This is a genomic window from Methylorubrum aminovorans (genome assembly GCF_022179725.1).
Lineage (GTDB): Bacteria > Pseudomonadota > Alphaproteobacteria > Rhizobiales > Beijerinckiaceae > Methylobacterium > Methylobacterium aminovorans.
In genome coordinates, this window is sequence record NZ_BPRC01000001.1 from 460,443 (window position 1) to 481,240 (window position 20,798).

Sequence of the window (20,798 nt, forward strand, 5' to 3'; positions counted from 1 at the left end):
GGCTCAGCGCCTCGCCGTGGGACCGGACGAACTGCGTGCCCGCGGACCGATCTTCGCGAACGCGATTCCCGGTGATCCGAACGTCACGCGGCCCGATCTCGCCTATACCGGGCTTCAGGGGCAATCGTTCGAGCGTGCGCCGATCTCCGCCGCTCTGATGCCGCAGACGCCCGCTCCGGCCCCTCAGGCGGCTCCCGCGCCTTACGGCGCACCCGCGCCGCAGGTGCAGCCCTACGCCGATCCCAGCACGGTTGCGCCGGGCTACGCTCCGGCTCCCGCTCAGGCTCCCGCCTCCGGTGGTTTCCTCGGCATGAACAGCCTCGCCGATCTCGGACGGCGCATGGAGAAGATGGGCGCGTGGTTCGCTCCGCCCGGAAACGCCGCGGCGGTGGCGGGTCTGCGCAACGCCGATACGCAGGAAGCCAATGTGAACGCCGACAACCGGCGCGCAGATGAAACGGCGTCGCTCGCTCGGCAGGCGCAGTTGCAGAAGATGCAGATGAACGCCGCCCCGGAGACTTCCGTCAGCACCTCGCCGAACGGCAAGTTCCGGGTCACCACGATGAAGAACCCGCTGACCGGCGAAATCACCTTCAACCGCACCGCGGTGCCGGAGGATGAGCAGGCGGCGCGCGAGTATCCCAAACCCACTGCAACGGCTGAAAAGACGATCAACGAGGATGAACAGTCGCTCGTCAAGTCGATGACTCTGTACCGCGAGGCGGAAGAGCTTCGCAACGCCTTCCGCAACAATCAGGTCGATGTGAACCTCATCGGCAAGACCACGGCTGAGCTTCAGACGATGCTCGACTCGGGCGATCCGCGCGCGGCGAATGCGATGCGCGTGCAAGCGTTCATCCAGGGTGCGGCCAATCAGCAGCTTCGTGGTGAAAAGGGCGTCCAGACGGATTCCGATGCCAAGCGCATTCAGCAGGAAATCTTGGGTGGTAGCGCTCGCTTGAACAACAAGCAGGTGTACGATTGGATGGGTCGCTACATGACCCAGCTTGACGCCGACACGACCTACCGCAGCGGTCGCGCGACGAACATCCTCAAGCGTTACGGACCGGACTTCGATCCCGATGGCTACCGCGCTCAGACCTTCGAGGGCTACGCGGCGACCGCACGCGGTCACCGTGAGCGCGACAGCGAAGCGGAGCGCAGCCGTCCGTACGCCGGATCGAGCGCTCCCGCACCGGGTCGCAATGAGAGCCCGCTGATCGAGGATTTGCGTCGCCGCGGGGTGATCCGCTGATGCGCGACGACATCGAACAGGCGCGCCGGGCCGGCGCGTCGGATGACGAGATTCTGACCTCGCTCACCGCGACGGCTCCGCAGTTTGCCGGCGAGATCGAACAGGCGCGTCAGGCGGGGGCTCCGGCCTCCGCCATCCTCACCTCATTGCAGAACGTCCAGGGTCAGCAGCGTCGCGACACGATCAAGAACCAGTCGTGGGGCGACTATGCGACCGATCTCGGCCGCGCGGTCGTCCACGGGGCGGGCTCCGACCTTCGCAACATCGGCGGCACCATCGACCATCTCGGTGGCGGCACAGCCGTCCAGACGACGGGCGACCTCGTTCAGAAGCAGGCGGGTTCCTACCGTCCGGCACAGTTCGACATCGCCGCCCCGATCGCCACCGCCTCCGAGCTTCCCAAGGCCGCCGCAGAGGCCGCTCCGGGCATTCTCGCCGCGGTCGGCATGGGCGCGGCCGGTGGTGCGGTCGGTGGTCCCGTGGGCGCGCTCATCGGTGGCGTCGGCGGAGCCGCCGCGTACGGCTTCCTGCGCTACTGGAACCAGAACGCCGAAGCCCGCGCGGCCGAACAGGGCCGGGCAAAGCCGTCCGATGAGGATTTCAATTCCACCTGGATCGAATCGAGTGCTCAGGCGGGCATCGACGCGGCCACCCTCAAAGCCTCCGGCATTCTCGGCAAGGGCATCGGCAAGACCGTGGGGGCGAAAGTCGCCGGCTCACGTCTTGGTCGGGCGAGTGTCGGTCTGACCGCGGAAGCGGGTGTGCTCGGTGCGGGCGGAGCCGCAAATGACGTGCTCGCCCAGGTCGCGCGCAACGACGGCTTCGACAACTTCGATCCGAAGGAAGTCGCGGACGCTGCGGCGACCGGTGTGGGTGTGCGCGGTGTCATCGCAGGCATTCGCTCGCCCGGCGCGGGGGTCGGTGCGTACAAGTACCGCTCGCGTGGCAAGACCAACGACCAAGCGCTGACGCGTGTCCTCGACGACATGAACTCCGACGCCTTCCCCGGCGATCTCTCGAACCGTCGCCAGACTGCGGCGAATCTTGAGACGGCGGGCGAGCGCTACGGACGCCGCGTCGAGACGTTCGCCAAGGACCCGAGCCTGACCGGTTTGACCGAGGATGGTGTGCTCGCCCTGCGCGACGCTCAGAGCTTCCTCAGGACGGGCGCGGTGATGGATGAGCGGCAGCTTTCCCGCGTGCGCGATCAGATCGGCGACAACGAGGCGTTCCGGGCGATCGCCGACGTGAACGCGGTCAACCAGATGGCGGACACCGCCGGAACCGGCGCGTCGTCCTCTCTCCTCAGCAAGGCACTACGCAACCCCGGCAAGGCCGGCTTCGTCGGTGGTGCCCTGTCCGAAGGTCTGCCGATCCTCACGGGTGGCCTCAACGTGGCGACCGGCGGGAAGCTTCTCGGTTTGGCCGCGGCGGCAAAGGCCGCCTCGAAGATCACCGGCATCGATCGTGCGGTGAACGATCCGCTCGCCTCGTACAGCGACCGTTACGTCACCCGTGCCTCGAACGACCCCACCGCCATCATTCCCACGGCCGCCCGCACGGAGGCGGACATCAACCGGCTGAAAGGCGCGGTCAATGAGATGCAGGGCGAAGCTCCGGCTCCGGCGGCTCCCCCGATCGACGCCCCGACGCCCGCTCCGGCTCCCGCTCATCCCCCGCTGACCGATCTCATCGGGGCGGATGCGCCGCAGCGCTTCACCCCGCGGCCCGCTCCCCAGGCGGCTCCCCAGGCGGCTCCCCAGGCGGCTCCTGCACCCGCTCCGGCCCCGCAGCCGGGCACCCGCGCGATGTCCGTTCCCGACATTCTCACCGAGATGCGGGTGCAGGCGGAGGGCGAGGGGCGTCCCTTGCTCGAAGTCGCTCAGGAACATCACCGCTCGGTCCGCTCGATGGAGACCAATGCCGGTCTGCCCGAAGCGCTCCGCACCGCTGCGAAGACGCAGGCGAAGGCGATCCACGAAGAGATCATCAAGCCGCTCGAAGCGGAGATGGGTGGCGCGGGTGATCCCGCGGTGACCCGTGCCCGCTCGTTCAAGCAGGTGGAGGCGGCTCCCGCAGGCGATCCGATCATCTCGCCCGAAGGTGCGACCCGGCTCGGTCAGGAAGCACCCGCGATCATCGATGCGGTGACGCGTTCGAACTCCGTCGAGACGGCCCGCCGGGCGATCGAAGCGTTCGTCGGCTCGTTCAAGGCGCGGGATCGCGACTTCGTGCGTCAAGCCATCGCCCGCGACCCGAAGGTGCAGGCGGTGAACAAGACCGTCCGCCTCAAGTCGGAGATGCGTGCGAACAAAGTTCTCACTCGTGCTAAATCGACAAAGAGAACCGGAAAAACGAAGCGCAAGACGAAATGAAGAAAGTCGGTGACGGTAAATACCTCGTCTTTGAGGAAGGAGCACTGAGTTACGTACCACCGCCGAAGCGGGTGGGTCCGTTCAACCATCGCCCACGCAAGCGCCGTCCCGGCTTCCGCGAAGTCGAGAACAAGGGGGCGCAGTCCGACCGCCATGAGTTGGAACGGCCCGGTTGGAAGAAATGGCGGGGCCGCATTCAGGCGGACAATCACGCGAACCTGCCGCGCTCCCGATCGGGACGCGCGAAGGGTCAAACCGATGGAACGACAAGGGAGCAGATGACACTCAAGAACGAATACCTCGCCGCACTGTTCGGCGAGCAGGACGGTGAGCTTGAAGAGGCCGCCTCGCACATCAACTCAGAGCCCAACCCGCTCAAGCGCATCGCCATGCGCCGTTACCTCAAGATGATCGTCATGGGGGCGTCGGATCGCGACGTGCAAAAGGCACTCGACAAGATTCTCGAATTCAACGCCGCTCGCCCGGTGGAGAAGCAGAAGATTGAGGTGAAGACGGTTGCAGAGGACGTGGAAGGCGCGTGGGATGAAGACCTTGGTCTAGGTGACTTCATTCCCGGAAAGGACGCTTGCCCGCCAAAGACAAACTAAAAGTCACCAAACCCTCGGCGCAAGAGTTTACGACGCGTGATGCGATTCTCGAAGAGCGTCGCCGCTGTGCGACGGACTTCGCCTACTTCGCGGAGAAGTACTGCAAGATTCGTAACAAGGACGGCGAGCCGGTTCCGTTCAAGCTGAACCGGGTTCAGCGCGACCTTCTCGCGATGATCGAACGTCAGTGGGCGTCCGATCGCGGTTACGTGCGCATCGTCGTCTTGAAAGCCCGTCAGCAGGGCTTCTCGACGTTCATGCAAGCGTATTCCTACTGGTGGCTCAAGCATCGCTCGACCAAACAGGCATTCGTCGTCGCAAACCTGAAGAAGGTCTCTGAGGCGTTGTTCACAATGCTTCAGTACACTCACAAGATGATGCCGGAGAAGATGCGTCCGAAGCTCTCGAAGGGCTCGGTTCGTCAGATGGTGTTCTCCGATCTCGATACGTCGATCGAAGTCGATACCGCGGGTGCGGAAGACCTTGGTCGTGGTCGTACGTTGAACCTCGCATGGCTGTCCGAGGTGGCGTTCTGGCAGGAATCGACTGCACAGAAGAACCTTCAGTCGATCATCGTTGCCTGCCCGAAGAAGAAGAACTCCATCGTCATCGTCGAGAGCACGGCAAACGGTGTCTCCGGTGCGTATTACGATCTCTATCATCGTGCACCCGGCAATGGTTTCGAGCAATTCTTCTCACCGTGGTTCTACTCGGAGGACTATACGGACGAGGATTACGGCCCCGACTTTGGCGTTGATAGCACACCGGGCGAACTGACGATCGAAGAGAAAGAGTTGATGGCCGAACACGGCCTGACGCTTGGACAGATCAACTGGCGACGCGGTGAAATGCTGCGGGCGGAGACGCATGAAGACTTCATGCGCGAGTTCCCGGCGACGCCGCAGGACGCGTTTCAGAACTCCGGTTCGCCGCTGTTCTCGCCTGTCCACCTCGAAACACTGCGCAAAGCCGCGGTCAATCCGGTCAAGCGATTGCACTACAACGAGGCGGACGACGTGTTCGAGGAACGCAAGGATCGTCAGGGCGATCTCACGCTGTTCGAAGAGCCGGTCAAGGGCAAGGTCTACTACATCGGCGCGGATGTCGCGCAGGGCACCGGGCGCGGCGACTATTCGATCGCTCAGATTCTCGATGAGGATCGGCGTCAGGTTGGTATCTATCGCTCAAACAAGATCGACCCGTGGTTCTACGGGCAGGTGCTGAACCGTCTCGGACGGATGTTCAACACGGCTGAGATCATCATCGAAGTCAACGCGGTCGGACACACCGCGAAGAGCCGTCTGTCGCGCGAGTTCCATTATCCGAACCTGTATCTGCGGGTGCGCGATGAGAAGGTGTCGGACGAATACACCGACAACATCGGCTTCGACACCAACCGCAAGACGAAGCCCCTCATCATCTCGCGCCTTCAGGACGCGGTGAAGAAGGGAAACATCATCGTCAACTGCCCGGTCACCCTCGATGAAATGCGCACGTTCATCCGCACCGATGCGGGCGGCTTGGAAGCCTCGCCGGGCGCGCACGACGACACAGTGATGGCGCTCGCGATGGCGAACTTCATCCACAAGGGCAAGCGGGAGCCGCTTCCGCTCGACCTGATCGAGGAATCTTTCCTCCCTGCATATTGATTAAATAAAGCAATATTCGAATAGTTTAGTAAAGGCGATTTTGAGCAAGAATCCTCTCACAGACGAGCGCATTGGCGTCCTCATCGATCACAAGATTTCCGACGCGATCAGTTGGTATTCTAGCAAGCTTTCGACCGAACGCACGCGCGTACTCGAATATTACGAGCGCAAGCTTCCCAAGCCTCAGCATGTCAACGGCTCGACATGGGTGAGCGCGCACGTGTTCAAGGCGGTCGAACAGATGACGGCGCAGTTGGGTGACACCTTCTCCGCCGGATCGGGCATCATCAGCTTCGACGCTCTGCACGCGCAGGATGTTGAAGCGGCTCGGATCGCCTCGGATTACACGAACTACGTGTTTTTCAAGCAGAATTGCGGTCGCAAGATCATCCGCTCGACAATCTTCAACGGTCTCACGGCCCGTGTCGGCATCGCCAAGGTCTTCTGGGAGCCGAACGTCGTCGAGGAAGAGCTTGAGTTCGCTCAGGTCACCGCGGAGGAGCTTCAGGCGTGGGAATCCGACGACAACCTCGAATTCGAGGCGGATGTGCAGCCCGATGGCACCTTCTCCGGTCGCGTCGTCACCCGTCGCGACAACGGTCAGGTGCGTGTCGAGGTAGTCAACCCAGAGGATTTCGCGATCGAGCGTCAGGCGGAGGAACTGACCGAGAGTACCTTCTGCGTCCACCGTTCGGTGATGACGGTCGATGAGATCGAGCGGCTGTACCCCAAGATGAAGGGGCGTCGCGACGACATCCTCTCGGGTCAGGACGACAGCGGCGAGTTCGCCCCGGAGCGCTTGGCGCGTTTCGGTGAGGTGTCGGACGGCATTCGTCTGCGCAACGAGCACGTTCAGGACGAGCTTCAGGAAGTCACCGTGTACGAGGCGTACAGCCGCTTCAAGCGCGAAGGCGATCTCACGGCGCGGCTCTACAAGGTGCTCCGCTGCGGCAAGGTCACCCTCGATATCGAGCCGGTGACCGAGCTTCCCTTCGTCGTCTTCACTCCGATCCCGATGGCCGGGCGCTTCTACGGCACGAACTACGCGAAGACGGTGATCCCGACGCAGAACCTGCACACCACGATGTGGCGGGCAATGGCCGATCACGCCGCGCTCACCACGAACCCGCGGTGGTTCGTCCCCACGGGTTCGCTCAGCAACCCGAAGGAATTCCTCGCCAATCGCTTCGGCGGCATCATCGAGCACAATCCCGGTCTGAAGCCGGAGGCGATGCAGCAGCCGGCGATGAACCCCATGCTGACCACCATGCTTCAGGGGCTCGACCAGATGAACGAGGAGATCACCGGCATCTCCGCCGCATCGATCGGTCTGAACAAGGATGTTCTCTCGCAGCAGAACAGTTCCGCGCTGTACGAACAGTTCACCGGCAACGGTCAGACCCGTCAGAAGCAGATTGCTCGCAACTTTGCCGACGACTTCCTCGTCCCGTTGTTCGAGAAGATTTACAAGCTTGTGGTCCAGTTCGAGGACAACGAGAAGCAGATCGAGGTGGCGGGCAATTTCATCCCGGTCGATCCTTGGCGTTGGATCGACAAGCGCACCGCTTCGGCGTCCGTGCATCTCGGCTTCGGCGAGAAGGAGAGCCGTGCTCGTGAAATCATCCAATTCGCGACCGAACTCAAGCAGAACGGCGGCGACGCCTTCACCGGCTCCGAGGGCTTCTACAACATGCTCTCCGACGCGATGACGTTGAAGGGTCACCGCGCGGATGTCGCGCGCTACCTGCCGATCCGAGAGCCGCAGCCGCCGCAGCCGTCCGAGCGCGAGATGGCGGAAGTCGAACAGATTCGCGGTCAGGCTGCGCTCTTCAACGCCCAGGCGCAAGCGGCCATCGGCAAGTTGACGATCACCGCAGAGACCAACGCGGCGAAGAACAGCTTCAACACCCTCGACCTCGCGATGAAGCAGCGCAACGCCGAAGCGGAAGAGCGTCGCAAGAGCGCCGAAGCGCAGTCGCGCATCGAACTGGCGCACGAAGAGATGGAGCTTCTGAAGAACCCGCCCGAGGGCACGCAGTCCCGCGGCATCATCAGCCCGTAAGGTCACGCATGACGAAGATCAAACTCCCGCGGGTGCCGAAAGTGCCCGCTCCGAAACCCGTCAAGATCAAGCAGCCTAAGCCGAAACGTATCAAAGGAGTGTGATGGCAAAGAACGACTACTCGAATGCGACCGCGCGGATGATCTTCGATCGTCTCGTTGCGCTTGGTGTTCCGCGCAATGCCGCGATCGGTTCGGTGGGTTCGCTGATGGGCGAATCCGGTGCGCATCTTGAGCCGCGTTCGGTGAATAGAGGCGACGGTGCGGACGGGTCGGATTCGATCGGCATCGGGCAGTGGAACCAGGGGCGTGCGACCGCGCTGAAGCGCACCGCCGCCTCGATGGGTGTGCCGTGGCAGGACCCCCGCGCCCAGGTCGAGCACCTTGTGAACGAACTCAACGGGTCTCATCGTCACGTTCTCGACGCGCTGAAGCGTGGTCCCGATACGATCGAGGCGGGCGAACGCACGTGGACGAAGCGCTACGAAGTCGCCGGCAAGCCCCATCACGACCGCCGCATCGCCCACGGCTACGGCTTCGCCCGTGCCCTCGGTGACGCTCCGGCGAATCCCGTTGCACCCGCCACCTCGTTGGTCGCTCAGGCCCGCAATCCCGGCGCTCCGCAGCGTCCGCAGGGCGCGACCCCGTTCATTCAGTCCCCCAACGGGTTCGCAGGCTTCCAAAGCCCGTCCGGCAATCAGCCGCTGATCCCGCGCATGATCGAGGCGTTCACCCGCGCGATCCCTGGCGATCCGATGACGACCGGCACCATCATCCCCGCCTCGTTCACCCCGGAAGCGCCTCAGGCCCCTCAGGAAGCGCCTCAGGCCCCTCAGGAAGCGCCTCAGGCGGCTCCACAGCCCTTCCAGCCTCCCGCGCCTCCGCAGCCCCCGCAGGGCGCGACCCCGGCTCCTCAGGGCTCTCCGTCGATCCCGAACAGCTTCCTGCCGCCGTCCTTTGCCGATGTCGCCGGGATCACCCCGAACGATCCCACGCCGCTCGGTGCGCGCAACGGCATGGTTCAGGTGGGTGGCGAGTCCGACGCCCGCCGTGCCCCCTCGTTCTCCGATGGGTATTTCGGTCGTGCACCGGAAGCGTCGCCGATGACGATCGCCCCGCAGGGGGATCGCCAGTACACCGAGACGGACTTCGATCCGGGTCCGGGTCCGGCAGAGAACCCGCTTGTCGTGCGTGGCATTCGCCCGAAGGCCGAACCCACCCCGGCACAGCCGCAGCCCCAGATGGTCCCGCTGCCCCCGCAGCGCCCCTCGAACGATCAGTTGTTCCCGCAGCCGCAGGCGACAATCCCCGGCATGCCGCAGGCTCCCTCCGGCTCGACCCCGACGATTTGGGGCGCGACCTACCACGGCCCGGAATCCGGCTGGATCAACCATGCGCAGAAACCCGCAGGCACCCCGTATCCCGAGGCGTGGCAGGGCGGGAACCCCTATCCGAGCGAAGGTAATCTTCTGAAGCTCTTGGGGCTGGTGTAGTCAATATAAATAGATTTGATGTTCAGCACTGATGAAATTCTTGAGCGCGGCCGTAGTGCCGCGCGTATCCTCGCCGACGAAGATTTGATGAATGTTTTCGCTGACTTGGAGCGGGACATCAAGGCGGCATCATTCAATAAACACAGCACCGACAGCGCTGAGCGCGAGTCGGTGTTCTATCAACTCAAGAGCATTTCCGACATTCTTAATTCACTACGGAGACGCGTTGTAGAAGCAGAGCACGTGTTGGAAGCTCTCAACTCGCAGGACAATACCTTTGACGATTGAAGTCGGTGCCACCCATTCGGGCGCACCCCAGGATGACAGCCCGGAAGCTGTCGCAGATTTTTTCCTCTCCCGGCAGACGAACGCTGATACCGGCCATTCCGACCCCGACGATGAGGAAGACCTTGAGACCGACTCTGACGAGTTCGACGATGAGGACGAGGACGCTGAAGACGGCCATCCAGATTCCGATTCCGAGGACGATGAGGAGGAGACTGAAGAGACTGACGATGCGGATTCGTCTGAAGGCCCCGAACAGAACAAGCGGGTCGATGACGATGAGGCGGTTGTCACGGTACGGTTCAACGACGAAGACCATCAGGTCACCGTCAAGGACCTAAAGCGACTCTACGGTCAGGAACGGGCTCTTAATCGCAAATCCGAAGAAGCTTCTGAAACGAAGCGGCAGGCTGACGAAGCATATACTTACGCAAGCACGGCGCTCACCAAGCTGTATCAGCAGGCGGAGCAGGCGTACCGCGCAAAGTATGAAGGCGTGAACTTCAACGTCCAGGCGGCGGAAGAAGGTTGGACGGGCGAAGACTGGCGTGCAGTCACGGCAATGGAAGCGGAGGATCGCAAGAACCTCGAATTCCTGCGCAATGATCTCACCAATCTCGTCCAGCAGCACGAACAGCAGAAGCAGCAGGCTGAGCACGCACAGAAGATCAAGTACGCTCAGGAAACGCGTCAGGCGTTGTTCGATCCGGTGCACGGGATCAAGGACTTCACTGACGACCGGCTGAACACGCTTGGTCTGTTCGCGATCAACGATCTCGGCTTCGATACGTCCTTCGTCAATTCTCTGGCGACGACGCGTAACGACGCTGCGCTCGTGAAGGCACTCAACGAACTCTATGAGTTCAAGCGTGCCGCCAAGGTTGGCGCGAATGCGCTGGCGACGAAGACCACGAAGCCGGCCAAGCCGGTCAAGGGTCGTCCCGTCCGCTCGCCCACGGAAGCCGCCCGCAAGCCCATCGTCTCGGATCGCACGAAGTCCGCCAAGTCGCGGCTCGCTCGAACCGGTTCCGTCGATGACGCGGTGGCCTTGGTCATGTCGCGCATGCGTGACGATTGAGTTTCAGACCCGTTTTTAATCGATTATACTCAAGGAAGAATAAGAAAACATGGCTACTCTGCTTTCGCGTGAACTCAACGCAATCAAGGAAAATTGGGACGAGACCATTCACATGATCTCCCCGACCAAGGTCCCGTTCACCACGATGACCAAGGAAGAGAAGACCACCGTCAACAAGCCGCAGTGGGTTGAAGACGAACTCGCCGCTGTCGATCTGACCAACCGCCGCTTCGAAGGTGCCGATCCGACCGAGAACAACGGCAATGACGTTGCGACCCGTTCGACCTCGCTTCAGCACATGGACGAGACGGTCAAGGTCTCCGACATCGCCGACATCGTGGACAAGGTTGGTCGCAAGGCCGAACTGACCCGTCGTCTCTTCAAGAAGGTCGCCGAACTGAAGCGCACCCGTGAGGCGATCATGCTCTCCGGTCAGGTTGCTGTCGCCGACGTGAACAACCCCGCGATGGACTCGTTCCAGTCGCTGGTGCACGCCGACAACCGCATCGCCACCGGCTCGACCGCGATGCCGACCGAGAAGAACCTTCTCGACACCCTTCAGAAGCTCTACGTCAACGGCGCTGACCCGTCCGTCATCATGGTGACCCCGGATTACTCCGTCGCCCTGACCGAGTTCTCGAAGGCTGCGGGCCGCTACCGCGAGATTCCGAACGTCGGTTCGGGCGCGGGCACCGCGATCGTGAACGCGGTCGAACTGTTCGTCTCCCCGTTCGGCCAGCAGAAGGTTGTCATCAACCGCTTCTCGCGCGCTGGCGACACGTTCATCTTCGACCCGGATCACTTCACCAAGCTCGCCATGGTGCCTTGGAAGACCCAGGAACTCGCCAAGACCGGCCGTTCCACCAAGGTGCAGGTTTACGGCACCTACGGTCTGAAGCTCGACAACTCGAAGGCCGCTGCGGTCATCCGCAACGTCACCGGCACGGCTGGCAAGTTCGACCTCTAATCGTTCCCGGACGATCCAAGTTAAGGCGGCCTCCGGGCCGCCTTTTCTTTTGTAAATACACTCATGGATTCAGAATTTCACAACCCGTACGACGTTTATCAGCGTCTTGTCCCGAGTGAGACGACGCCCGGTCAGTTCGATCTCATCACCTACCAGCATGTTCCTGACGAGTTCTACGAACAGAACCGTCTCATGCGGGAAGCTTCGAAGACCATTCCCATCGGCGAAATGCACATGTTCGTCCGTCCGCCGCCGCTCACGTGGCACTTGCTGTGTCAGAAGCATCCTGAATTTGCTCAGGCACAGTCGGCACCGGACGTTGATCGCAAGATGGCGAACGAAATCATGGATGCACTGCGCGCGATGGGTGAAGAGCGCTGCATCGTTACGGTTCACCGCTTCTAAGGAGCCTCATGCCGACTACGCTCGCCGACATTCGCAACCGCGTCCTGCGCAAGCTCGCACGCCACAACATGCCGGTCTCACTGGTCAACCAGTGGATCGGCGACGCCGTGCGCCGCATTCAACAGACCATCCGCGTGCCGATCGACGAAGCGCTGACGCAGGTGGTGACCGATGAGGGCTTCAACGGTCTGATCGATATTCCCACGGAGATGACGGAGCTTCTGTCGCTGCGCGTCAACGGGATCGAACTCGAACAGCGCAGCATCACCGAGATCAACGCGCAGCGCGCGCTCCCCCTGGCACAGCCCCGCTATTACACGCGCGTGGTCGGTCAGTACCGCATCGCGCCGATCCCCCAGGCGGGTTCGGTGATCGAGCTTGAGTACCGCTCCTCCATCGAGCCGGGCTCCGACGACACCACCTCGATCCGCCTGTTCGATCTCAAGCCGGAGCTTGTCGAGTACGGCGCACTTCGTATTGCCGCGGACGATTCGGAAGATGATCTGGCGTTGGCCCGATATACCTCTGAATATAACTCGCACTTCCTAGAGCTTCAGGCGCTTGCCCTGCGGGATGACTTCCAGAACGCATCCATGGCCCCTGCCTATAACATGAACGGAGATTGGTACTAATCATCGATGACCGGCATTTTTCCTAACTCGACCACTGTCGGAACCGGCACGGGCATTTTCCCGACCGATGGCACGCCGACGCTTCTCACCTCTCCCTTCGATGGTGTGCTGAAGGCGTCGAACGCCGTCATCGGCCGTGTCGTCTTGGAGAATCCGTCATCCACCCTCTCGATCGCGAACTTCCCCGCGGTGCAGAAGGTCGAGGTGGCGAGCTTCCCGGCGGTTCAGCCGGTCAGCATCGTCAATCAGCCGGGGGTGCAGGATGTCCGCATCACCAATCCGCCGGCACAGCAGACGGTCACCGGCACCGTCGCGATCTCGAACTTCCCCGCCCTTCAAGAGGTGCGGCTGAACGGCGAATCGTCGGTCACCGCCCGCCTCACCACGGGAGCCGCGCATATCGGTTCGGTCTCGGTGGCCGGTCCGATCTCCGGCACGGTGGCGATCAGCAATCCGACGACTTCGGTCGGCATCAACAACTTCCCCGCCACGCAGGCGGTCACCGGCCGGGTCGAGGTGTCGAACCTCCCCGCGTCTCCGACTTCGATCCGCGTAAACAACGACACGACGCAGCCGATCCCGGTGGCGATCGTCTCCGGCAGCGCCGGGGGCGGTGGTGGCGGCTTCGACGGCGTGCTGAAGGCATCCTCTGCCACCATCGGCACGGTCACCCTCGGTGCGCCCGTCGCCCTGGCGAGCGGCACCAGCGTCGGCATCTCCGGGCTCGTTGGCATCAACAACTTCCCCACGAGCTTCAACATCGGGAATCTTCCCTCGACGCAGACCGTCTCGGGAACGGTGAACATCGGCACGATCCCCGCGGTGACCGTCAGCAATCAGTTTGACGGCGCGCTGCGCCTTGGTGGCTCGACCGTCAGCACGAACAACCGCCTTCCGGTGGATGTCAGCTTCCCGGCGACGCAGGCCGTCTCGGTGGCGGCTCCGCTGAAGATCGACTCCTCCACGGCGATCCGCGTCGAAGTCACCAACCCGTCGTCCGGCGGCGGTGGCACCGGCACGTTCGACGGCAACGTGGTCGTGAAGAGCGGCACGATTTCGATCGCGAACTTCCCGCAGACGCAGACCGTCTCCGGCACGGTCGCGCTCGCCGGCACCCCCACGGTCAACGCGAACGTCACCTTCCCCACCGTGCAGACGGTGCAGGTGCAGAACCCGACGACCTCCGTCAGCATCTCGAACCTGCCCGCGACGCAGAACGTCGCCGTTCAGGGCACCGTGCCCGTCGCGTTCGCCGATCCGGTGACGATCGCGAATCCGGTCACCGAGGTGGCGGTGAACAACTTCCCCGCTTCGACCACGGTCAGCAATCCGTACAACGGTGCACTCACCCTTGGCGGAACCGCTGTCTCCACCTCGAACCGTCTTCCGGTGGACGTGTCGGGCACCGTCAGCCTCACGGGCGCGCCCTATGTGCGCGTCAGCCAGCTTCCCAACGTCGAGTTGGCGGTCAACGGAGTGAACGTATCCGCGTCCAGCCGCTTCCCGGTCGAGGTGCAGTTCCCGGCGACGCAGGCGGTCAGCGGCACGGTCGGGGTCTCCGGCACGGTCGGGGTCTCCGGCACCGTCGCGACGACCGTCAGCGGCACCGTCACCACCGCCCCGACGCGCACCGCTCCGGCGGTCACTCCGACGAACATCTCCGGTACGCTGGCTTCCGCGAGCGTGGCTCAGCAGATTGCGGCGGCCGACGCCAATCGTCGCGGCGGGTGGATTCAGAACAACTCGACCGCCGACCTGTGGCTGAACGATCTTGGTACGGCGACAGTCGGTGGAAGCTCGCTCCGGCTGGTGCCGGGCGCGCTCTACGAGTTCCCCTCGACGGGCGTTCCCACGGGGGCGCTCTCGATCATCGGCACGGTGGTCAATCAGGCTTGGTCGGGGAGAGTGTGGTAATGCCGCTCTACCTCCCCTCTTCGGGTGCGACCACGCCCACCGCCACCACCGCACAGTACATCGCGAACACCGCAGGGGTCGTCCTCTCCCCTGACGCCGTATGGGGTTCGGGTGTTGAAGCGGCTCCGGGTTTCATCACGTCCTTCGCTCCGGCGCTCGATCTCTACATCAACGCGCGCTTGACGCTGACGGCCAATTTCACCCTCGCGAACCCCGCCGTGATGAAGCCGGGTCAGAGCGGGCGCATTCGCCTGATTCAGGACGCCACGGGTGGCCGGACGATCGCGTACGGCTCGTACTGGAAGAAGGCGGCGGGTGATCCCTCCGCCCTTTCGACCGCGGCGGGTGCCGTGGACATCCTGTATTACGACGTGATCGATTCCACAACGATCAAGTACACCCTCAGCAAGGGCATCGCCTAATGCTGGTGGGTCTTCGTCCTTTCGCGTCGTCATCTTCGGAGCCGACTGTTCCAACACCGATCGGTCCCGTCGATCCCTATTACTCGTCTGTCTACGGTCTGTGGCATCTCGACACCGACTATAACGACTCGGGTCCGGCAGGGCGGGCGATCCAGGCGACGAACACGTCCGCAAACTACGGGATTCAGAGCACCACGACGAAGTTCGGCGCGGGTGCGCTGCGCAGCACGCTGAACAACGCGGGCGGAACGCTGGTGAAAATCCCACCGAACGCCGCGTTGAACGGTACGGGCGATTTCACCTTCGAGTTTTGGATGCGGACCGCTGGTTCGCAGGGTCAGTACTCGAACATGTTCGAAACCCTTGGCGCGGCGACGCTCGGTGGCACCGCTCCACCCGCGACCGCCCTTGGTGTGGCGAACTGGACCAATGCCGCGGGCACCGGCACGGGCGGCACGACCCTGACGATGTACCTCGGTTCGGGCGCGACGCAGCTTCGACTCACCAGCGTGTCGAACCCGAACAACGGCGCGTGGCATCACATCGCCCTGACGCGCTCCGGCAATACCTGCACGCTTTGGTTCAACGGCGTGGCGGAACGCACCGGAACGTATACGGTCGCGCTCGATCTCGGTGGCACCTACGGGATGAGTGTCGGGCGCTATACGAACACCGACGCGACGAACATCTTCAACGGATGGCTCGACGACATTCGCATCACGTTGGGCGTCGCCCGCTACACAGCGAACTTCAGCATTCCCACGGCTGAACACCCGAACAACTGATAAATCCTCTTATGATCGTTGTTCGACCCCTCTCCGATGGCTCCTTTGAGGAGCTTCCCCCGCAGGATGTCACGGTTGGTGAAGGCGAATCCGCCGTCACCATCCCGTGGCAGAACTTCTCGCTCTGGACGAACGCCGATGCGCGTCCGCACGGGCTGTACATCGTACAGACCCCGGCTCCACCGCCGGGCAAGACCCGCACCTCGTACGCGCTCGCGTGGAATGCCGATCAGACCGCGGTCGAGTACCGCCCGGTCTTCGAGGATCAACCGGAGCCGCCCGTCACCACGATCACCCCGCGTCAGATGACCCTTGCCCTGCTCCGTTGCGGCAAGCTCGATGCGGTCGAGGCGATCCTCAACGACCCCAACCTCCCGCGCGAAATGAAGCTGTCGTGGAACTTTGCGACGTATTTCGATCGCAACGACCCGATGCTGTTGCAGATGGCGGCGGCCGAAGGTTGGACGGAAGCCGAGATCAATCAGATTTTCACGCTTGGCGCGACGCTCTGATACAATCGCCGAATGAAGAAGCATTACGTCGGCTGTGCGGGAAGCACGGTCATCATCAGCACGCTGTGTGAATTCGACTGGTATCCGACCTTCCACACGGAATGGGTCGAATGGTGCGCAGAGAACGGGATTCCGTACGACACCAGCATCGGCGTCTTCGAAGCGAACGAAGATCAAGAATTCTTCATTCGGATGCGGTGGTCTTGACCTAAATACTGAGTGTTCAAACGCTCAGTATTTTTCGATCATATCCGACCACTGTTCGGAACCTTGTCTCAGAGCCACGTTGATGGCCTGAACCATTTGCTCGACACGTGGGAATCCGCTTACGGCGCTTACCCTCGCGCATACCTCGCCTACGCCCTGGCGACGACCTTCCACGAGACCGCCCGCACGATGCGGCCGATCGAAGAGTATGGGAAGGGTAAAGGGCGCAAGTACGGCGTCGCTGTGAATGGTCGCGTGTATTACGGGCGCGGCTACGTTCAGTTGACGTGGGACTACAATTACAAAAAGGCGGGATCGAAACTAAGTGTCGATCTCCTCAACAAGCCTGAACTCGCACTCGATCCGGTTATCGCGGCGAAAATCATGTACGCCGGCATGATCGAAGGCTGGTTCACCGGAAAGAAGCTGAGCGATTACATCGACCGTTCGGATGCGGTGGGTGCACGTCGCATCATCAACGGCACCGACAAGGCCGCGCTGATCGCCGGGTATCACGCCCGCTTCCTCGCCGCACTCGACGCGTCGTTCGATCGCTCTCCGGCCGCTGCGCCCGTCACTGGACCGAAGACCGGCTTCTTCACGGCTCTCCTCAATCTGTTTCGAAAGGCACGATGAACCCGATCTCTCTCGCTCTCACCGCGATCCGCGTCATCACCACGCTTCGCCCATCGACGCCCGTAGACGCGCCGACCCCCGCCCCCGCTCCCAAGCGTGGGAAGAAGGCTGCGCCCGTGGCGGTCACCCCGCGGCCGAAGAACTACAAGCCGCTCGTTCTCGCGGCTGCAACGGGTCTCACCGTCGCTGCGGGTCTATACTCAGGGCACATCGACGGCACCGCGGCGCTCTCGATGATCTCCTCAATCGACTTCAATGGCATCATGGCGATTTTTCAATAATCGCCACAACGTTTTATGAACTACTTTGTTCCCTGGCAGCGTAAATAACAGTATGGCAGATGACATCAATTCACTTCGCGGTGAGGTAAAGGACGTATCGACCGGCCTCACGGATGTGAAGGTTGCAATTGGCGTCATCAAAGCGACAACCGACGAAACCAACCGGCGCATCGAAAAGCTCGACCACGATTTCAAGAACGTTCGCCAGATTGGTGCGGCGGTTGAACTGGTCAAGCAAAAGCTCGACGGCATGCTCGATCGTCTCAAAGAGATCGAACGCGAGAAAGCCGACAAGGTGGAGACGGATCACCGCTTCTCGAAGATTGAGGAGCGTGTCACCCGCATGGAAGACGATAAGAAAAAGCTCGGCGACAAGATTTCCAAGTGGACCACCCCGTTCGTCCTGGCGATTCTGATGGCGGTGGGTGGCTACATCGCGGCGAAGCTCGGCTTCACCGACTTCCTCACCGGGGGTCGCCCATGAAGCGTGTAGCGGCCCGCGCCCTCGACGCTCTGCGCACCTTCGCCATCCTCACCCTTGGTGTCGCCGCGACCGGCTATCTCTACACGTGGTGGGGCGCGTACGTCGATCGCATCGAGACGACCAAGGAACAGCACGTGCATCAGGTGATCGGTCAGCCGTTCATCCATCACGGCGACAAGGTGGAGAACACCACCGCCCAGCCCGGTGACCTGATCTTCGTGCACAACAAGTACATTCGCACAGAGCGCTGTTCGATGGCGGTGGCGAACCTTCTCATCAACCCCGAAACGAACGACGTGCATCACTGGAGCACATTCCAAAATTGGCTTCCTGCCGGCACCTTCACCGCCGATGAGATGTTCAAGATTCCCGAGTGGATGCCGCCCGCGACGTACCGGCTGGTGAAGCGCACCACCGCGACGTGCGACGGCAAGACCGTCTACTTCGTGAACTTCGACCTTATGCTGACGATCCGTCCGCGCTGAAGTCCACCCGGAACACCTCATCCCAGCGCTCGACGACGTAGGCTCCCGCGCCCGCACGGGGGATCGTCGGATGCGCGACCGTCGCGTACACCTCGTACCGCTCCATCGTGGTGCGATACTTCGCCCGCTCCATCTTCACGGCGTGGCTGACCTCCCGCAGGGTGTCGCGATCGCAATCCTCGGGCAGCAGGACGCCGCACAGCGGCAGGAACCGCCGGGCGTTGTCCCAGCGCCCGCCCAGCCTCAACGCCGCTCCAGCCCGCTCTAATGCGATCTGAGGGGGTGTATCGCCGGGCTGTTCGACGATGGTGCCGAAGTGAGGCATCGGGAAGCTTCCCCCCATCCCCGCGAACCACGCGTGGCGCTTCGTGGCGACCGGCGCGAGAATCACGCCCTTGGCTCCGTAATCGGCGAATTCCTGAATCTCAGTGGCGGACGGCTGGTGATACAGCACGAGGTGTCCGAGCGAGCGGCGCACGAAGTCCGTCCACCCGTCGTCGCCGTAGGGGAATTGGAGTTCGATCGTTCCCGACCCCACCCATTCCGCGACGATCGCGCAGAGTTCGACGATCTGAATGCGAGTCAGCGGAAGCGCGGCGGAGTACCCCAGGTGCCGCCACGCCGCACGGATCGCTTCGAGATCGTCACACGGGGCGACGCACACCGACTTCCCCTCATGCGCCGAATACGCGCGCAGGAACGCGGGGAGCGAGGTGATCGGCGAGGCGGGATCGACGATGAGCCGGGTCGGCTCGACCGGCCCGTAGAGAAGACCGGGACGCGCGGCGACCCCGACCGTCAGACCCTGGCGCAGCGCCCGGATGAGTTCGTCGAGATCGTCGAGCGTGCCGACTTCAAGGAACGCGTGGGTCAGGCTCACGCGGTCTTCGCCCGGCCCTTCGTGGTCTTCGGCGCAGGCGTCGGCTCAACGACCGGCTCCGCCGTCTTCGTCGGGCACGTGCACAGTCCGGCCGTGCTCAGCGCCTCGCGCACGCGCTCTTCGCATTCCTGAAGGGTCAGCGCGGAGAATCCGCCGTTCTTCGTCAGCGAATCAATGAGTTCGTTGGTGAGCTTGCGAATATCGATCATGAGATGTCCTTAATTATCGAGTGAGTTCAGCAACCCAATCCTTGGGAATGGTTCCGATCGCGACCTTGAAACCATGCTTGGTCAGCCACGCCTCTTGAGTTGTTTTTGATTTCTTATAGATAGGAACTCCGGCTCGCTGAATAACGAAACGAACTTCAATCTCTGGATTCGACCGCTGAAAGTCTAGGTACTTTTGACGCTCGGCCACATCACGAAATCGACCTTTGATTTCAATGACAAGCCGTCCGTCACGAGACATCAGGTCGGGCAGGTACTGCGCTGTACGCGCCGGTACGACGTACGGAATACGTTGCCGTTCATAGAATTCATCAAGGTTATGACCTGATGATTGAATTTCGTAGCATAGGCGAGCTTCATAATTTGACCTGAAGCGTGCGCGGAATAACATAGGCGGCGATGACATTGTGTTATTTAGGGTATATGCCTCCAAGTTTTCCTGTTTCTTACATTTCGGATTGAAACAGGATCGACATCGTACTTGATTGCAAGAACTTTAGTTTCGTCATTTGACGCGCGGATCGCAATCACGTCCATTTCTACGAGCTTCGACTTGGACGTTCTCTCACCTCGAACCGTTCTTCCGTGGGCCTCTCGATCGTCTGAATTTTCCTTGTAGGTCGCCCAATACAAATTCGAATGATGATTGCAGCGTCTCAATCCATTGCGGTGCGCTACGATAGACTTTGACTGACAAGGTGACGGCCCCAGAAATGCGAGCGCAACCAGCCGATGACACAATTTCGGAGAACAAATTCCTTCCGAGTTGAATAAGCCGACGTGGAAATAACCACGACGCACGTACTTTTTCAGCAGGTACGGAAGTTGATTTTGTCCGCCACGAATTCGACGAACATCGCCGATTTCGCTGACTTCGTAATCGGCATACCCAGGAATAGATTTCCAGATCATCTCAATGCCTCAAATGAATATGAGACATCATCGCCATTCATTCGTTTGAAGTCGAATAAAAAAAGCCCGGTGGAGCAAAGCTCAACACCGGGCAAGGTAGCGACTAATGTCGCTTTCAGCGGTCTTCGATTTTTATTTCTATCCGCGGCATATTTATGTATAAATATCTTCGGGTCGGGTTTTCTCAGAGACTACCCCGGCTCGTTTATATCTCCATTTGCAATTGTTACCTCACTGACCCCCAC

General features: G+C 61.7%; 24 protein-coding genes. 20 read left to right on the forward strand and 4 right to left on the reverse strand.

The window, feature by feature from the left end:
* The first annotated feature begins 16 nt into the window (after positions 1-16).
* From MFF24_RS02035 to MFF24_RS02130, 20 genes are all read left to right on the forward strand, one after another.
* Entirely contained in the window at positions 17-1,255 is a 1,239-nt protein-coding gene (locus MFF24_RS02035; protein ID WP_238222002.1) for a hypothetical protein, read from the forward strand.
* A complete protein-coding gene (locus MFF24_RS02040) occupies positions 1,255-3,630 on the forward strand; it encodes a hypothetical protein (RefSeq protein WP_238222003.1) in 2,376 nt (791 codons plus the stop codon). Before MFF24_RS02035 ends, MFF24_RS02040 begins: the two co-directional genes overlap by 1 nt.
* Positions 3,627-4,238, forward strand: a complete 612-nt coding sequence (locus MFF24_RS02045; RefSeq protein WP_238222004.1) for a hypothetical protein — start codon at positions 3,627-3,629, stop codon at positions 4,236-4,238. The genes MFF24_RS02040 and MFF24_RS02045 overlap by 4 nt, the downstream gene beginning before the upstream one ends.
* Positions 4,217-5,887, forward strand: a complete 1,671-nt coding sequence (locus tag MFF24_RS02050) for a phage terminase large subunit family protein (RefSeq protein WP_238222005.1) — start codon at positions 4,217-4,219, stop codon at positions 5,885-5,887. Before MFF24_RS02045 ends, MFF24_RS02050 begins: the two co-directional genes overlap by 22 nt.
* A gap of 40 nt (positions 5,888-5,927) precedes the next feature.
* Complete coding sequence (locus MFF24_RS02055) at positions 5,928-7,949, forward strand: portal protein (protein WP_425543173.1); 2,022 nt, start codon at positions 5,928-5,930, stop codon at positions 7,947-7,949.
* 103 nt (positions 7,950-8,052) lie between these two features.
* Positions 8,053-9,441 carry a phage tail tip lysozyme gene (locus MFF24_RS02060; protein ID WP_238222010.1) on the forward strand — a complete coding sequence of 463 codons (1,389 nt, stop codon included), beginning with the start codon at positions 8,053-8,055 and terminating at the stop codon, positions 9,439-9,441.
* 18 nt (positions 9,442-9,459) lie between these two features.
* Positions 9,460-9,729, forward strand: a complete 270-nt coding sequence (locus MFF24_RS02065; RefSeq protein WP_238222011.1) for a hypothetical protein — start codon at positions 9,460-9,462, stop codon at positions 9,727-9,729.
* Complete coding sequence (locus MFF24_RS02070; RefSeq protein WP_238222012.1) at positions 9,719-10,804, forward strand: hypothetical protein; 1,086 nt, start codon at positions 9,719-9,721, stop codon at positions 10,802-10,804. Before MFF24_RS02065 ends, MFF24_RS02070 begins: the two co-directional genes overlap by 11 nt.
* A gap of 49 nt (positions 10,805-10,853) precedes the next feature.
* The gene (locus tag MFF24_RS02075; RefSeq protein WP_238222013.1) at positions 10,854-11,771 is read left to right on the forward strand and encodes an SU10 major capsid protein; all 918 of its coding nucleotides are present in this window, start codon (positions 10,854-10,856) and stop codon (positions 11,769-11,771) included.
* Between the two features lie 63 nt (positions 11,772-11,834).
* Entirely contained in the window at positions 11,835-12,176 is a 342-nt protein-coding gene (locus MFF24_RS02080) for a hypothetical protein (RefSeq protein ID WP_238222014.1), read from the forward strand.
* 8 nt (positions 12,177-12,184) lie between these two features.
* Entirely contained in the window at positions 12,185-12,808 is a 624-nt protein-coding gene (locus MFF24_RS02085) for a phage adaptor protein (RefSeq protein WP_238222015.1), read from the forward strand.
* 6 nt (positions 12,809-12,814) lie between these two features.
* Complete coding sequence (locus tag MFF24_RS02090) at positions 12,815-14,722, forward strand: hypothetical protein (protein ID WP_238222016.1); 1,908 nt, start codon at positions 12,815-12,817, stop codon at positions 14,720-14,722.
* Positions 14,722-15,144, forward strand: coding sequence for a hypothetical protein (locus MFF24_RS02095; RefSeq protein ID WP_238222017.1), 423 nt, complete (start codon positions 14,722-14,724; stop codon positions 15,142-15,144). The genes MFF24_RS02090 and MFF24_RS02095 overlap by 1 nt, the downstream gene beginning before the upstream one ends.
* A complete protein-coding gene (locus MFF24_RS02100) occupies positions 15,144-15,929 on the forward strand; it encodes a LamG-like jellyroll fold domain-containing protein (RefSeq protein WP_238222018.1) in 786 nt (261 codons plus the stop codon). The genes MFF24_RS02095 and MFF24_RS02100 overlap by 1 nt, the downstream gene beginning before the upstream one ends.
* Before the next feature lie 11 nt (positions 15,930-15,940).
* The gene (locus tag MFF24_RS02105; RefSeq protein WP_238222020.1) at positions 15,941-16,441 is read left to right on the forward strand and encodes a hypothetical protein; all 501 of its coding nucleotides are present in this window, start codon (positions 15,941-15,943) and stop codon (positions 16,439-16,441) included.
* A gap of 12 nt (positions 16,442-16,453) precedes the next feature.
* On the forward strand, positions 16,454-16,648 hold the full coding sequence (locus tag MFF24_RS02110) for a hypothetical protein (RefSeq protein WP_238222022.1): 195 nt from the start codon (positions 16,454-16,456) through the stop codon (positions 16,646-16,648).
* Positions 16,649-16,711: 63 nt separating this feature from the next.
* Positions 16,712-17,284: a glycoside hydrolase family 19 protein gene (locus tag MFF24_RS02115; RefSeq protein ID WP_238222024.1), complete on the forward strand. Its 573-nt coding sequence runs from the start codon at positions 16,712-16,714 to the stop codon at positions 17,282-17,284.
* Positions 17,281-17,565: a hypothetical protein gene (locus tag MFF24_RS02120; RefSeq protein ID WP_238222026.1), complete on the forward strand. Its 285-nt coding sequence runs from the start codon at positions 17,281-17,283 to the stop codon at positions 17,563-17,565. The genes MFF24_RS02115 and MFF24_RS02120 overlap by 4 nt, the downstream gene beginning before the upstream one ends.
* 52 nt (positions 17,566-17,617) lie before the next feature.
* The gene (locus tag MFF24_RS02125) at positions 17,618-18,049 is read left to right on the forward strand and encodes a hypothetical protein (RefSeq protein ID WP_238222028.1); all 432 of its coding nucleotides are present in this window, start codon (positions 17,618-17,620) and stop codon (positions 18,047-18,049) included.
* Positions 18,046-18,534, forward strand: coding sequence for a hypothetical protein (locus MFF24_RS02130; RefSeq protein WP_238222030.1), 489 nt, complete (start codon positions 18,046-18,048; stop codon positions 18,532-18,534). Before MFF24_RS02125 ends, MFF24_RS02130 begins: the two co-directional genes overlap by 4 nt.
* On the opposite strand, the gene MFF24_RS02135 is transcribed toward MFF24_RS02130, so the two are convergent.
* Genes MFF24_RS02135 through MFF24_RS29020 form a run of 4 tightly spaced genes read right to left on the reverse strand, consistent with a single transcriptional unit; the run spans position 18,509 to position 20,553 of the window.
* Positions 18,509-19,414 carry a hypothetical protein gene (locus MFF24_RS02135; protein WP_238222032.1) on the reverse strand — a complete coding sequence of 302 codons (906 nt, stop codon included), beginning with the start codon at positions 19,412-19,414 and terminating at the stop codon, positions 18,509-18,511. The two genes, MFF24_RS02130 and MFF24_RS02135, sit on opposite strands and share 26 nt — an antisense overlap.
* A complete protein-coding gene (locus tag MFF24_RS02140) occupies positions 19,411-19,623 on the reverse strand; it encodes a hypothetical protein (protein ID WP_238222034.1) in 213 nt (70 codons plus the stop codon). The genes MFF24_RS02135 and MFF24_RS02140 overlap by 4 nt, the downstream gene beginning before the upstream one ends.
* A 13-nt stretch (positions 19,624-19,636) precedes the next feature.
* Entirely contained in the window at positions 19,637-20,074 is a 438-nt protein-coding gene (locus MFF24_RS02145; protein WP_238222036.1) for a PDDEXK family nuclease, read from the reverse strand.
* Positions 20,056-20,553 carry an HNH endonuclease gene (locus MFF24_RS29020; RefSeq protein WP_373322640.1) on the reverse strand — a complete coding sequence of 166 codons (498 nt, stop codon included), beginning with the start codon at positions 20,551-20,553 and terminating at the stop codon, positions 20,056-20,058. The genes MFF24_RS02145 and MFF24_RS29020 overlap by 19 nt, the downstream gene beginning before the upstream one ends.
* Between the last annotated feature and the right edge of the window lie 245 nt (positions 20,554-20,798).

What these genes read in the sequence shown, in the direction of transcription:
- MFF24_RS02105 (WP_238222020.1), top strand. Translation starts at nt 15,941, where the DNA reads ATGATCGTTGTTCGACCCCTCTCCGATGGCTCCTTTGAGGAGCTTCCC.
- MFF24_RS02040 (WP_238222003.1), top strand. Translation starts at nt 1,255, where the DNA reads ATGCGCGACGACATCGAACAGGCGCGCCGGGCCGGCGCGTCGGATGAC.
- MFF24_RS02075 (WP_238222013.1), top strand. Translation starts at nt 10,854, where the DNA reads ATGGCTACTCTGCTTTCGCGTGAACTCAACGCAATCAAGGAAAATTGG.
- MFF24_RS29020 (WP_373322640.1), bottom strand. Translation starts at nt 20,553, where the DNA reads ATGATCTGGAAATCTATTCCTGGGTATGCCGATTACGAAGTCAGCGAA.
- MFF24_RS02100 (WP_238222018.1), top strand. Translation starts at nt 15,144, where the DNA reads ATGCTGGTGGGTCTTCGTCCTTTCGCGTCGTCATCTTCGGAGCCGACT.
- MFF24_RS02140 (WP_238222034.1), bottom strand. Translation starts at nt 19,623, where the DNA reads ATGATCGATATTCGCAAGCTCACCAACGAACTCATTGATTCGCTGACG.
- MFF24_RS02090 (WP_238222016.1), top strand. Translation starts at nt 12,815, where the DNA reads ATGACCGGCATTTTTCCTAACTCGACCACTGTCGGAACCGGCACGGGC.
- MFF24_RS02045 (WP_238222004.1), top strand. Translation starts at nt 3,627, where the DNA reads ATGAAGAAAGTCGGTGACGGTAAATACCTCGTCTTTGAGGAAGGAGCA.
- MFF24_RS02120 (WP_238222026.1), top strand. Translation starts at nt 17,281, where the DNA reads ATGAACCCGATCTCTCTCGCTCTCACCGCGATCCGCGTCATCACCACG.
- MFF24_RS02095 (WP_238222017.1), top strand. Translation starts at nt 14,722, where the DNA reads ATGCCGCTCTACCTCCCCTCTTCGGGTGCGACCACGCCCACCGCCACC.
- MFF24_RS02060 (WP_238222010.1), top strand. Translation starts at nt 8,053, where the DNA reads ATGGCAAAGAACGACTACTCGAATGCGACCGCGCGGATGATCTTCGAT.
- MFF24_RS02065 (WP_238222011.1), top strand. Translation starts at nt 9,460, where the DNA reads ATGTTCAGCACTGATGAAATTCTTGAGCGCGGCCGTAGTGCCGCGCGT.
- MFF24_RS02085 (WP_238222015.1), top strand. Translation starts at nt 12,185, where the DNA reads ATGCCGACTACGCTCGCCGACATTCGCAACCGCGTCCTGCGCAAGCTC.
- MFF24_RS02125 (WP_238222028.1), top strand. Translation starts at nt 17,618, where the DNA reads ATGGCAGATGACATCAATTCACTTCGCGGTGAGGTAAAGGACGTATCG.
- MFF24_RS02080 (WP_238222014.1), top strand. Translation starts at nt 11,835, where the DNA reads ATGGATTCAGAATTTCACAACCCGTACGACGTTTATCAGCGTCTTGTC.
- MFF24_RS02130 (WP_238222030.1), top strand. Translation starts at nt 18,046, where the DNA reads ATGAAGCGTGTAGCGGCCCGCGCCCTCGACGCTCTGCGCACCTTCGCC.
- MFF24_RS02110 (WP_238222022.1), top strand. Translation starts at nt 16,454, where the DNA reads ATGAAGAAGCATTACGTCGGCTGTGCGGGAAGCACGGTCATCATCAGC.